This is a genomic window from Parabacteroides sp. AF21-43, from assembly GCF_003635435.1.
GTDB classification, from domain to species: Bacteria; Bacteroidota; Bacteroidia; order Bacteroidales; family Tannerellaceae; genus Parabacteroides; species Parabacteroides distasonis.
Genome location: NZ_QTMG01000020.1, coordinates 61,204 through 74,152, shown reverse-complemented (window position 1 = coordinate 74,152; position 12,949 = coordinate 61,204). Strand labels below are relative to the sequence as shown.

The window sequence follows — 12,949 nt, the reverse complement described above, 5'->3', positions numbered from 1 at the left end:
AAATATAAATTAAATTTTATTCAAATAACGATCTAATTTATCCACAAATAACACAGGCGAATATCTCCCATCATACCCATAATCCACCTTATCTACACATTTTAAAAAATCACTTAATAAAACAGATCCACAACTTAGCAAATAAATATTTTGTTCTCTATAAAATGGAGAACAAAGTATTTTCTCATTATCTGTTACTAATTTCCTATTATAACAAATTGCCTCTAAAGTACGCAACGTAATTCCTGCATTATTTTTATCCATTATTTCCACAATAAACTCAGAACTTAAAATCTCTTTCAACACTGATTTATATGGCAGCCAAGTATTATAAACAATTCCCTTCCTTCTTTTTTGCTTTTTCCTAGGTACTCCTGATATATAAAAAATTGGATTACATCCACAAAGTTCCAATTTATCATAAATACGGATCAATTTTTCCAGCCGATCTTTTGCAACCCCCACAAAAAAACATTTACGCTTTATCATTTCAACATCACCCACATCTACCATTGAATAAACAGTAGGATAATAAGAAAATCCAAATAACTTTGCCTCCTTTTCATCATATGTGTATATCAAATCAAAATTCTTCAACATAGGCTCAATAATACGTCTCATTCTATAAAATGAATTTATTAAGACAAGAACCATAGTCACATTAGATTTCCTCTTCAACTTCTCAAGAAAATTATTTCTATAATTACACAATGAAGGATCTGTAAACAGAATCACATATTCATTCGATTGATCAAAATCATAATGATCTAAAGAATAATATTTCTCCCAAAATAGTTTTAATGGCAATTCTATTTTCATATTCAATTTAAAGCTAAAATGAATACGAAAAAGCAGATCAATCAACACATTATTAACAAACAATGGTTTATTAATAAAATCCACATTATCGAGTTTTTCTAAATCTCTCCACATCAATCTACCATAATCCCGATTTGGATATACCAACAAATATTTTCGCATTACTCTTATTTATCTAAAAAGATGATTTTTCTGATAATCCAATAACTTGCTTATAGTTGATTTCATTCTCAGTGAGCTCAAGACAAAAAACACCAAGGCTTCCTTTGATTTCTTTATATAAAAACTATTTCTATAATATTCCATAGCCACTTTTTGATTAAAAAGAACCACTTCGTTTCCTAATCTAAACAAATATTTAGCATAAGTAGTCGGATTTTTATGTATATCCTTTTTATATTTATTATATAATGATTCCCATGCATTTTTATTGGCCAAACTACTTTTTGATATACTATCTTTTTGTACAAAAGAGTCCACTAAACTTTCCCTCAAGTAACCTATGGAATAAATTCGAGCAGCTTGTAACGCAAAATCCCAGTCTTGAAAACGCTTTAATGTAACATCAAAACGTATTTTTTCAAAACATTCTCGCTTACATATAATCGTTTGAGTACCAACTCTATTTAAATAAAGAAGTTGATCAAAATAATCTTTATTATCATCCATATCTACATTTGGATAATAATATTTCCTATTGGGATCCTCCAACATAATCCGAGTCATGCCACAAAAGGAGAAATCCAAATTTCTATCAATCATAAATTGGTATTGCTTCTCCAATTTATCAAGATGCCATTTATCATCACTATCTTGAAAGGAGATAAACTCTCCTCTTGCAGATAATGCTCCTATATTTCTCGCATTACAGGCCCCAGATCTTTGCTCTAATCGCAAATAACGAATTCTATCATCTGCGATCTGAGTAACAACATCTTGGGTTCCATCCGTAGAAGCATCATCAACAATAATCAACTCAATATCTCGATATGTCTGGTTTAATACACTATCCACTGCCATACGTATTGTCTGAGCACGATTATATGTAGGTATAACAACTGATATCATTCCACTTATGTTTAAAATATTCAATTTTTGTACACATTTTCCCTACGAAGAACAGATTTTAATGTCATAATAATAATTCTACAATCTAAAAGAAATGAAACATGTTCCGCATAGTAAACATCATTTCTATACCGTTCCTCTAGTGTAGCACTGTTCCGTTTTAAGGCTTGATTATATCCAGTAATACCCGGTCTAACACCAAATTTTTTTCTTATAAAATCCGTATAAGTATTTTCATTACCCATCGGGCTAGGTCTTGGACCAACAAAACTCATATCCCCCAAAAGTACGTTAAATATTTGAGGAAGTTCATCGATACTTGTTTTTCTCAAAAATCCACCGATCTTGGTTAATCGAACATCTTTTTCAGAATTAAAAGTAGTACCATCAGCATTCCTTACATCAGGAGCATTCATTTTCATACTCCTAAACTTAAACATTTTAAATTTTTTCATATTACATCCATAGCGTTCTGCATTATAAAAAACATCACCATGATCTTCTAATTTTATAAACAAAGCCACCGGGATTATTAATATCAAAATAAAAGGAATCAACATCAAAGATATTATAATATCTATAAGACGCTTAATTACATTTTTATACATCTAATCTATTCGATTTTTCAATTCATACAAAGCTTCTTTCATTGTTTTAGGCTTAAAGCCTAAAAAACTAACATAGCGATGAGTATCCATAAAAGAGGAGTCAATATTTTCATCTATATCCTCTTGATAATCTATTGAATTAGTATTTTCAAATACTGAATTTACCGTATTTGCAATTGACAAATTTGTATAAGCCTCTTGCATACCAACATTCAAAATGATTGATTCCTCTTTCTGCTTGATTGCACACAAAACAAAAGTCTCAGCCAAATCATCAACATAAATAAATTGACGTTTAGCTACACTCTTACCTTTCACTATCAATTGTTTTCCTTGATATGCAAATTCGATGAAATTATTCATCATGCCTTTACGCTTTTCCTCTAATCCCAAAACTTGAGCAATTCTCAAAATAGTATATCGGAATTTAAACTTACGGGTATAAAAAGCACAGAGATATTCACAAGATGCCTTTGATATCCCATAAAGAGTTTTAGGAGAAAGACTGATATCCTCTTGCCACGGTATTTTTGTTGTATCTGAATAAACTGCAATAGAAGAAGCAAAAACCAGATGCTTAATATTCAATTCATTCATTGCCAATAAAATATTTTCAGTAACAATCTCATTCACATGATAATCGGAAATCAAGCCTTGTGTACCTCTTGTAGCCGCTAAATGAATAATCACATCTACATTCTTCAATACTTTATTTAATGAATCTACTGAATAATCGGTCTTTACCCATCTTACTTTATTATAGAGTGTTCTATCATTTTGAACTCTTGACAACGCAAGAATATCTATCTCATCATAATCAGCAAGTTTTTCCAATACTTTTGAGCCTATAAATCCACCTGCTCCCGTAATAGCAATTCTCATTACCAAAAACTCCTTTATAGACTATGGATAAAATACCCCACCTTGTCAAAACGTCCATTTACCGGACGTATATTATCACCTGTCGCATAATAGAAAAAACTGTCCTCCGAATCTTTGGGTATCAAGAAAGCAGATTGATCCATTATTGTTTTTGGCTTTTGGCAAAAGAAAACCAACTCCATCGGTTTAATATCCGAATTCAAACATTTTAGTTCTGAAATATCATCATATAGCAGATGCTCAAATACTAACTTCATCAAATTAACCCCTGTAGATCTAGCCAATAAATTCCACATATGACATCCATCCAAACGTGGTGTCATTTCTATGATGTACGGATGACCGTTCATTACTTTCATCTGGAAATAAACCGGACCATTCAATATTCCAATCCGATTACAAGCATCTTCTACGATTCTTTTTATTTTAGAATTAGCTGTATTACAAACGGCTTTACTTGGAACAATATGTTTATGTATCAACCCGGTATATTCCGGCCAAGTATCCCGATCCGAAACAATTAAGAATCGCATTACTCCGTTGACCATATAACCGTTAACTGAAACCTCTGGCCCTTCGATGTACTTTTCAACAATAACTTTTCCCTCTCTAGAATATTTAACCACATCTTGAAAATGAGACTCAAATTCAGATTGTGAACGAATTAAAAAAATACCTCTTTGCCCTTGCGCATCTGATGGTTTTAAAATAGCAGGATATTGAATTGCTATTTTATCTATAGAATCTAACACTTGAAAAGGTATATTTCCTTCACATTCCAATGTTAGTCTCTCACGCATCAAGTTCTTATGATTACAAACATTCGCTGCATAAGAAGAAACAAAATGAGGTAATCCAAGTCTCTCACTCAATCGACATGCTACAGGCATCGCTAAGTCTGATCCTGTTGAATAGACCACATCAATTTTATTATCAACTATAAAAGTTGCTAATTTCTCCTCATCTAATATATTAATCAAATTAAAATGATCTGATAAATCCGCAGCAGGTCCATCTTTAGCCATTGCACATGTGAATGTCTCACATCCCATTTTTTTTAATTGGCTAACTGCATCCATTTGTACTGCCGCAACTCCCAATATTAGAACTTTCTTTCCCATCATTTTTATTAGTAGATCTCATTTTAAACATTCCTTCACACACTCAATCACATAATCCACATCTTCATCAGACAAGCAGGTATGAAGCGGCAATGTCACAACATTTTTAAATTGCTTATAAGCATTTGGATAGTCCTCTATCTTGAACCCCAATTTCTTATAGCCTGTGTGCATAGGAAGCGGTTTATAATGTACATTGGTCGCAACTCCTAATCCGGCCATTTTCTCTATAAATTTGTTCCGTTGTTCGGCATCTTTGTCATTCAGATTTATAATATATAAATGTCCAGAAGAGACAATATCTGAAGTATAATGCGTTACCACCGTAATAGGTAGCCCCTTCAATCCTTTATTATAACGGTCTATAATTTCTTTTCGACGGGACAAAATCTCATCATACCTTTTTATTTGTCCTAGACCTATGCCCGCACAGACATCTGTCATATTACATTTATACCATGGCCCAATAATATCATACTCCCACGCTCCCAACTTCGTTTTTGCCAAAGCGTCTTTACTCTGACCATGAAGACTCAATAACATATATTGGTGATATAACTCATCATTATCTATCCCTTCAATATCTCTCCAAACAACCGCACCGCCTTCCGCTGTTGTTAGGTTTTTCACCGCATGAAATGAGAAATTCGTAAAATCGGCGACAGAACCTATTGGGAATTTTTTATATGAGGCTCCAAAAGAATGAGCACCATCAGCCATAACAATCACTCGATTCAAGGCTTTTTGAATCGGGTTATCATTTGGATGGAATAAATTCTTTTTCCGTTCTACTATATCGAAAATCGTATCATAGCCACAAGGAATACCAAACAAATCCACCGGGATTATAGCTTTTGTTCTCTCGGTTATCGCCGCTTCTAATTTCTCATAATCCATCGTGAACTTTCCATGCTCACAATCTATCATGACCAATCTTGCCCCCACATGCTCTACCACACTTGCGGTAGCTGTATAAGTATAGGCTGGAACAATAACCTCATCACCGATTCCTATACCTAATATACGCAAAGTTATCTCAGCACATGCCGTATTTGAATTCAAACAAACAGCTTTTGAGGTATGACAACGTTCTGCTACCAGCTGTTCTAATTTTTTAGTTTTAGGTCCGGTAGTTATCCAACCGGACTTCAAAGCATCAACAACTTCACTGATCTCTGCCTCTGTTATATCAGGGGGACTAAATAATACGTGTCTCATGACTCTTTATAAATTTCCTTATTATTTCTTTTTCTTATTCTCCGCCTCAAAACCATACCCATAGCCGTATCCATAACCATAATGTTTACCATAGCCATAACCGTATTTCTTACCATAACCGTAACCATAGGTGTTCTTACGTTTGCTCAGGTCGATTCCATTGATCACTACCGCCAACTTGTCAAATTTATGCTCGTCCCTAAGAACATTAATGTAGCAGAAAGCGGCTTTCGGGGTCACGTCCGCACGGCAGACATAAACACACATGTCGGCCACACGGCTTATTATGGCCGTATCAGTTACCATACCGATCGGGGCTGTATCCAGCAACACGTAGTCATAACGGGATTTCAATTGCTCTATCGCCTTCTCCAAGGTATCACGGGCTACCAGTTCCGTCGGGTTCGGGGGAATCGTTCCTCCTAAAAGGATATCCAGGTTCGGACTGATGCCGGAAGGCTGCACAAGATCAAAAAGATCCTTATCCTCCGGATCCATCAGATAATTAGATATTCCTTCCTGCCTTTTCGATAAATCGAAGACCTTATTCAAGCCCGGCTTACGGATGTCCATACCAACCACTACCACCTTCTTTCCCAAATAAGCCAAGCTGACAGCGAGATTTCCAGTCACGAAAGACTTACCTTCTCCGGGCTGCGTAGAAGAGAAAAGTATGACCTTTTGATCTTTCCGGAGCATAAAGAGCAGATTGGTCCGCAAACCTCGGAAGGTCTCCTCCATCATGTCGTTCTTATTCTCGCGCACCACGATCGCTCCCTTATCGGAGGATTTATGACCACACAAGGGCAATTCGCCCAAAATCGGAACATTCGTCAATTGCTCCACATCGCCACGATTCTCGATCTTATATTTCAATAATTCCACGACAAAGATGATTCCCACCGGAATAAACAGGCCCACCACAAACGCAGCCAATAAAAACACGAGCTTCTTGGGAGCCACAGGATCCTTCCCGGGTAATGGTTCCTCTACAATACGACCATTATTAGCCGTGGCTGCCAATGTGATCGCATTTTCCTCCCGCTTCTGCAACAGCATGATATATAAAGTCGCCTTGATTTCTTGCTGGCGAGAAATAGTCATGAACTCTTTCTCTTGCTTTGGAGCATCACTAATCCGGCTCTCAAATTTACTAGCCTGACGCTCAATATCTTTCTGGGCGATTTGTAGTCCTCGCAAGACACTATTCACGGTTGTCTCGACATTACGTCTCATCGCCTCAACGCCGGTGTTCATGTTTATCACCGCCGGGTTATTTTCCGAAGAGGTACGTAATAAACGTTTACGCTCGATGATCATCGTGTTATATTGTTCAATCACCCTAGTGAGGTTTTGATCCTGTAACCCTACGTTTGCAGGAATTATCTCTTCCTTGTTGACCGGATCGTTGATATAGGTACGCAGAAATTGAACCAAGCTGATCTGTGTAGCGTTCTCCGTACGTTGCTGCTCATACTTGGAACTCTCTTGTAAGGCTAGACGGGCATCACTTGTCAAATCCGTCAGACCGGATCGTTGCTTGAAATCCGCCAACTCGCTCTCCGCCGTACCCAGCTCATGGTTAATTATACCGATACGCTCCTCTATGAACTCAGCGGTTTTCTGAGCTACCTCATTCTTCTCATCGTTCGCGTCTTGATTATAGAACGCAACCAAACGATTCACGAAATCCACGCCTCGCTCCTTTACTGTATTGTTCACGCTGATCTTCGCTATCGTCGTGGTCTGGGAAGAGGCGGTCACGCTCAAGTCTTTCATATAATCCTCGGCGGTCTCCGTCGGCGTATTTATGGTAACACGTAAAGCGATTTCCTCTTCTTCCATATACAAGGTATCGCCTCGCGTAAAGCTTAAAACACCCACAGGTGTTGGTAACACCGCCGGCAATTGATCAAATGCCTGTTCTATCTCTTGCTCTTCCTTATCTTGCACATATTCAGCCTTAACAGACAATTTTCCTGTTTTTGTAAATGTAAGATCCAGCTTAATCGGCTCCTCCAATTTATCGGCCTCTTCCGGTGTCATATAAATCCGCACCGGACTATTCTTATAAAGAGGCATCGCATAACCGAACGCTCGCTTTTCCGCTACACGAACATATAAATTCAGGTCGTTCACGACTTTTTTTATCAATGTACGGGATTTCAATATCTCCACCTCGTTATCAAAATTATTTGTCATGGAAAACATTCCCAAATCTTGAATGGCCGCCAACGGATTGTTGCCCGAACCGCTTCGCTTATCCTCCTCCTTTATCAACACGGAACTGGAAATGTTATATACAGGCGTTTGATAACGAAGAAACAGGTAAGTAGCGATGCAACATATCAATATACTAGCAACAAACCAACGCCAATAAAAAAGGTATTTGAATAAAAGAGCGACCAAATCAATCTCTTGTTCCTCGTTCTCTATCCCAGTGTTATTAATTATCCGTTCGTCTATCATCTCTCTTAATTTTCAATTCTCAATTTTCAATTTTCAATTACTTAAGTATGTTTACCAACAGGCCGGCAATAGATACCAGAATCGAGAGTGAGCTTACCCAAAGGGTCGTGCTGTTACCGATATCGGAGTTCTTAGCCTTCGTCTTGTTCGGGGTCACGTAAATAATATCGTTTTGCTTCAGGTAATAATACGGGGAAGTCACGACTTCGGCATTATTCAAATTCAAGTTAATGATCTCACGCTTACCGTTCACGTCCTCACGGATCAGCTTGACGTTATCACGGACACCGTAAATCGTCATATCGCCTGCCATCGCCAAAGCCTCCAGAACGTTCACCTTCTCGTTGCCGATCGTGAAGCTACCCGGACGGGCCACCTCACCCAACACGGAGATCTTGTAATTAGCCATACGGACCGTAACGATCGGGGATTCCTTCAAATAAGGTTTCAAACGCTCACGAATCAAGTCCTCCGCCTCGTTCTTGGTGAGACCACCCACTTCCAAGCGACCGATAACAGGGAAATCGATCTCTCCTTTATTATTCACCAAGTATTGCTGCATGGTCGGTTGTGTGGTCGTACTGATATTTGTCAAAGCCGCATTGATTGGAGTCTGTACCGTCAAGTTGAATGGAGTCGCAGCCTTCGGGTCTGTCGTATTGACCGTGATGCTCAACAAGTCTTTTGGCATGATCTTGGCGTCATACAACGGAAGGGTCTCCTCAAAATCGTTCACTGCCTCTGGGTTTTGGAGGTATGGTACGTTCTTGTAAGAAGTACAACTCGCTACCAATAGAGGTAGAGCTAATAAAAGTAGTAATCTTTTGATTTTCATATTATTTTGTTATCTTTTTTTTTATTTCTTAGAACACAGAATGATATGGATTTAGCGAAACAAACGAGAGAAAAGGCCTTTCGGTTTCTCCGGTTCGTATTCCGACTCGTATTTCCGCATTAAATCCTCATAGGAAAGTCTTTTACTCACCATCTCGTAAATCATACCCCAGTCCGGGAGACCACCAAGATTACGGTCATCAATAAAAATATCGGCCTTCAGCTTACGGGAGAAATGGTTATTCAGGCTTTTCTCTTCCTCCGGGTAATCTCGGTTCACGGCGTAAAACTCCAAGCCCCGCTCTCGGCAAAAGGTGACAGCCTCATCCAAAAGCTTACCCTCTCGCACACTCCATAAGATCAGCTTGTGGTGTTCTGTTTGTAACTTTCTCAATGTCTCGAAAGCGAAAGGGATCTCCTTCCCTATCGCCGGATATTTATGCTCAACGATTGTTCCGTCAAAATCTACTGCGATAATCATTTATAATTCAGATTTATAACTACCAACTAAATTGCTAATTCACTCCGTCCAATCTCGTGAATTGAGAGTTTTGGCTCTTGAACTCGGGGACGAAGGATTTCATCTCTCTCACCATAGGAAGAATATGTACATGAAGGGATAATTCAGCTAATAGATCAATGTGCTCTACCACATCCTTGTAGGCGTACTCCCGGACTGCTGCCACACGAATCTTCTCATGAGGGGTTTCCTTCGTATTCTCCTTGTTGCTCAATAGTTCCTCATATAATTTCTCACCGGGACGAAGACCTGTGTATTTAATCTCTATGTCTTTATCCACCTGCAAACCAGAAAGCTCGATCATACGCTTCGCTAAGTCAGCGATCTTGACCGGCTCACCCATATCAAAGATGAATATCTCGCCGCCCTTGCCCATCGTACCGGCTTCCAACACCAAACGGCAGGCTTCGGGGATTGTCATGAAGTAGCGGATGATATCGGGATGGGTTACCGTAACTGGGCCTCCTTTGGCGATCTGATCGCGAAAACGAGGTATCACGGAACCATTACTTCCTAATACATTACCGAAACGGGTCGTGATAAATTTAGTGTTTCCCGCTAGAGCCCCCTTACTGATCGCCACACTCAAGCTCTGCACATATATCTCAGCGAGGCGCTTGCTACATCCCATGATATTCGTTGGATTAACGGCCTTATCCGTACTGATCATCACGAATTTCTCTACACCATAGCTTACGGCGGCATCCGCTATCACTCGGGTACCAAACACGTTGGTACGAACAGCCTCGCAAGGGTTCTCTTCCATCAAGGGGACGTGCTTATAAGCTGCCGCATGGAATACTACCTGGGGATGCCAATTGCGAAATACGTAATCTACACGGTCCGGATTCCGGACATCGCCTATGATAGGTACAAAATCCAGTTCCTTATACTTCTCCTCCAATTCCAGGCGTAAGTCATGCATCGGAGTCTCGGCGGCATCAAGGCAGATCAGTTTCTTGATCGGGAAATGCGCCAGCTGGCGGCAGATCTCGCTACCAATGCTACCGGCCGCTCCCGTAACAAGGATCGTCTTATCTTTCAATAAGAGACCGATCTCGCCCAGATTTATACTGATCTCCTCACGACCCAGCAAGTCCTCAATACGGATCTCACGGACTGAACGCTTCATTCCGCCCTCATGGACCTCCTCCATATCAGGAACCACGAGAGGCTTCAAGGAGGCCTGCTCGCAATAATGAATCAAACGATCACGTTCTCGTCGGACGGTCTTTATATTCGGGAAAAGGATACCATCCAAGTTATTTCTGGGGATCAGACACAACAAGTCATCAATGTCCTCGATCTGGTAAACGGGAAGTTCCGCTATGCGAAGGTTCTTTTTAGCGCTACCAAACGTCAAGAAGCCGATGATGCTATAATTTTGCATGAATACTTGCCGGTTGGGTGATGTGGCTATCATCACGCTATCCTCATCCATACCGAACACCAGTACACGCTTGCGCTTTTTTCCAAGTTGGGACAACACGCTATTATATACATTAATCACGAATACACGTAAGGTGATCAGCAGAACAATCGTCAACATACAATCGGTTATCCCTCCCACCCAATATATAGAGGAATTGAAATCCGCCTTCAAAAGATGAAGCAGTATGAACATGAGGATGGATTTTGTGATGGCGACACCACCAATCCTCCATAGTCCACGTAGCGTGGAATGACGGATCACCCCGTGATAAACCTTGAACGTAAGAAAAGAAAGGATACTGGCCACAAAGGAAGCTATTCCTACCTTTAATACACTAATCCCGCTTATGTATACATGCATGATGGACAATAATCCCAGCACTCCTATCAAAGATACACATAGGGAAATGAAAAGATCCGCACAAAAAATGATCCAGCGGTTGATATACCGCAAATTTACCAGACGCCCCAGCGCTAAACGCCAGCGATTATAACGATATTTCACCTTTTCCATATTTGTTTTATTCATATCTATCTAACTATAATAATAAGCGACCGAACCTCTCAAGTGGTTGGAGTGGTATAAGCTAAAGCAAGAGTCTAGTCTATCGGTTAAAGAAAAAGGGACTCTCCTCGCTACTAGAGATAGCTGACCTCTTGATCGATATCGGCCGCCTAATTCTCATTTTCTAATTGCGACCTAGCGATAATATATTCTTGATTAGAGGCCCTCTTGAACCTCAGAAGTATCTTTAATCAATCTCCATGTCACGATCCATGGACGTGGTTTTTACTTCCGGCATCGGAAAATACCTCACCTCTTCCTTATGCCACTCCTTGTAACCGTCAAGCGTACGAGTAGGGACGGATAACCGACCGTAGTCATTGCCTTCGCAATGGAAAAGATGGTTACGTGTATAGGAACGTAACTCGCCATCTGTCCAAGAGACCATCACGATTGGAAACGGGTACGTGGTGAGGCTTAACGGGGTCACTAAGGTACGGGAAGATATTTGGCGTAACAGGTAAGCTGATTTCTCGAACGCCACCCAATACGGACCCGTACAGTAAAGATGGATGAAGGCACGATTATCCGACTCTCGCTTAAGAATCTCTTTCAAATGGTTTCCTAACAACGAGATAAGGCGTACTCCGGATCTATCCTCTTTTTTACCGTAGTGCGTATCCATCTATGTGTATCATAATAGCTCTAGCAGGTCACGGGTGATATTTACTTTGGCACATCCCAGTAGATCTACACGGATCACAAAGTTAAGATTGCCATCCTCCACTTCCAGCACGTTACCTTCTAGACCATGCAACTTACCGCCGTTAATACGTACCCTCGCTCCAAGAGGCAGCGGACGGGGATCGATAATGACAGGCTCTTCGGAATCGTCCAGCATCCTACGGAGTTTCACCATCTGCTCATCCGGAATGAAGGCTACGGGGCGTATGCCTCCAGATCGTTCGCCAGCTATGTTTACCATGAAACGTTTGATATAAGGAAGATGCACGATCTCCTTCCTACGCAAGACATCGGTGCAACGGATGAATACAATGGAACGGAAGACGATCCGGTCTACTTGCTTACGCTTGCCGCTTGGCAGAAGACACATCTCTTTTTGGGAGGCTATATAAACCTCATAGTCCTTCTCGCCTTCCGGCTGACTGGCTATGCGCTTTTCCAGCTTGTCACGGCATAGTTTCTCGGACTTGTTGTTGACGATAGCGATGTACCAATGTTTCTGATCAGATTTTCGCCGTAACGGGTTTTCAGGAATGGTTCTTTCAACGCCTACGGCGTCGATACCCTCATGAGGTACCGAATTTACAACCGTTTTTACAACATTCGCTCGCATTTCGTTGATTGCTTAAAAGAGATAGTTTGATATATGCACCATAACCCTTTTTCGCCATGTGAGAAATTAGGCTACTTAGTGAGTAGCGCAAAAGGTGGGAGAATGGTTATTACTCAG

Annotated in this window: 12 protein-coding genes; all 12 read right to left on the bottom strand. The window is 40.0% G+C overall.

The window, feature by feature from the left end; all coding sequences use genetic code 11:
• Positions 1-9 precede the first annotated feature (9 nt).
• Positions 10-981 (bottom strand): hypothetical protein, encoded by a 972-nt coding sequence (locus DWX84_RS14175; protein WP_057327103.1) that lies wholly within the window; start codon positions 979-981, stop codon positions 10-12.
• Between the two features lie 9 nt (positions 982-990).
• A complete protein-coding gene (locus DWX84_RS14170) occupies positions 991-1,887 on the bottom strand; it encodes a glycosyltransferase family 2 protein (protein ID WP_121961068.1) in 897 nt (298 codons plus the stop codon).
• Positions 1,888-1,907: 20 nt separating this feature from the next.
• Entirely contained in the window at positions 1,908-2,495 is a 588-nt protein-coding gene (locus DWX84_RS14165) for a sugar transferase (RefSeq protein ID WP_005865226.1), read from the bottom strand.
• Complete coding sequence (locus tag DWX84_RS14160; protein ID WP_005865224.1) at positions 2,496-3,377, bottom strand: NAD(P)-dependent oxidoreductase; 882 nt, start codon at positions 3,375-3,377, stop codon at positions 2,496-2,498.
• Positions 3,378-3,391: 14 nt separating this feature from the next.
• Positions 3,392-4,498: an acetyl-CoA carboxylase biotin carboxylase subunit family protein gene (locus tag DWX84_RS14155; RefSeq protein WP_005865222.1), complete on the bottom strand. Its 1,107-nt coding sequence runs from the start codon at positions 4,496-4,498 to the stop codon at positions 3,392-3,394.
• 18 nt (positions 4,499-4,516) lie between these two features.
• Positions 4,517-5,716 carry a DegT/DnrJ/EryC1/StrS aminotransferase family protein gene (locus DWX84_RS14150; protein WP_005865220.1) on the bottom strand — a complete coding sequence of 400 codons (1,200 nt, stop codon included), beginning with the start codon at positions 5,714-5,716 and terminating at the stop codon, positions 4,517-4,519.
• 21 nt (positions 5,717-5,737) lie between these two features.
• Positions 5,738-8,185 carry a polysaccharide biosynthesis tyrosine autokinase gene (locus DWX84_RS14145; RefSeq protein ID WP_122297437.1) on the bottom strand — a complete coding sequence of 816 codons (2,448 nt, stop codon included), beginning with the start codon at positions 8,183-8,185 and terminating at the stop codon, positions 5,738-5,740.
• Between the two features lie 37 nt (positions 8,186-8,222).
• Entirely contained in the window at positions 8,223-9,020 is a 798-nt protein-coding gene (locus tag DWX84_RS14140; RefSeq protein ID WP_005855491.1) for a polysaccharide biosynthesis/export family protein, read from the bottom strand.
• Between the two features lie 51 nt (positions 9,021-9,071).
• Entirely contained in the window at positions 9,072-9,500 is a 429-nt protein-coding gene (locus DWX84_RS14135; RefSeq protein WP_048927731.1) for a BT0820 family HAD-type phosphatase, read from the bottom strand.
• A gap of 34 nt (positions 9,501-9,534) precedes the next feature.
• Positions 9,535-11,484, bottom strand: coding sequence for a nucleoside-diphosphate sugar epimerase/dehydratase (locus tag DWX84_RS14130; RefSeq protein ID WP_121961070.1), 1,950 nt, complete (start codon positions 11,482-11,484; stop codon positions 9,535-9,537).
• A 238-nt stretch (positions 11,485-11,722) separates the two neighbouring features.
• Entirely contained in the window at positions 11,723-12,160 is a 438-nt protein-coding gene (locus DWX84_RS14125; protein ID WP_005855475.1) for a hypothetical protein, read from the bottom strand.
• A gap of 9 nt (positions 12,161-12,169) precedes the next feature.
• On the bottom strand, positions 12,170-12,832 hold the full coding sequence (locus tag DWX84_RS14120; RefSeq protein WP_005865210.1) for a transcription termination/antitermination NusG family protein: 663 nt from the start codon (positions 12,830-12,832) through the stop codon (positions 12,170-12,172).
• Between the last annotated feature and the right edge of the window lie 117 nt (positions 12,833-12,949).

What these genes read in the sequence shown, in the direction of transcription:
- DWX84_RS14130 (WP_121961070.1), bottom strand. Translation starts at nt 11,484, where the DNA reads ATGGAAAAGGTGAAATATCGTTATAATCGCTGGCGTTTAGCGCTGGGG.
- DWX84_RS14170 (WP_121961068.1), bottom strand. Translation starts at nt 1,887, where the DNA reads ATGATATCAGTTGTTATACCTACATATAATCGTGCTCAGACAATACGT.
- DWX84_RS14125 (WP_005855475.1), bottom strand. Translation starts at nt 12,160, where the DNA reads ATGGATACGCACTACGGTAAAAAAGAGGATAGATCCGGAGTACGCCTT.
- DWX84_RS14135 (WP_048927731.1), bottom strand. Translation starts at nt 9,500, where the DNA reads ATGATTATCGCAGTAGATTTTGACGGAACAATCGTTGAGCATAAATAT.
- DWX84_RS14160 (WP_005865224.1), bottom strand. Translation starts at nt 3,377, where the DNA reads ATGAGAATTGCTATTACGGGAGCAGGTGGATTTATAGGCTCAAAAGTA.
- DWX84_RS14155 (WP_005865222.1), bottom strand. Translation starts at nt 4,498, where the DNA reads ATGGGAAAGAAAGTTCTAATATTGGGAGTTGCGGCAGTACAAATGGAT.
- DWX84_RS14165 (WP_005865226.1), bottom strand. Translation starts at nt 2,495, where the DNA reads ATGTATAAAAATGTAATTAAGCGTCTTATAGATATTATAATATCTTTG.
- DWX84_RS14140 (WP_005855491.1), bottom strand. Translation starts at nt 9,020, where the DNA reads ATGAAAATCAAAAGATTACTACTTTTATTAGCTCTACCTCTATTGGTA.
- DWX84_RS14145 (WP_122297437.1), bottom strand. Translation starts at nt 8,185, where the DNA reads ATGATAGACGAACGGATAATTAATAACACTGGGATAGAGAACGAGGAA.
- DWX84_RS14175 (WP_057327103.1), bottom strand. Translation starts at nt 981, where the DNA reads ATGCGAAAATATTTGTTGGTATATCCAAATCGGGATTATGGTAGATTG.
- DWX84_RS14120 (WP_005865210.1), bottom strand. Translation starts at nt 12,832, where the DNA reads ATGCGAGCGAATGTTGTAAAAACGGTTGTAAATTCGGTACCTCATGAG.
- DWX84_RS14150 (WP_005865220.1), bottom strand. Translation starts at nt 5,716, where the DNA reads ATGAGACACGTATTATTTAGTCCCCCTGATATAACAGAGGCAGAGATC.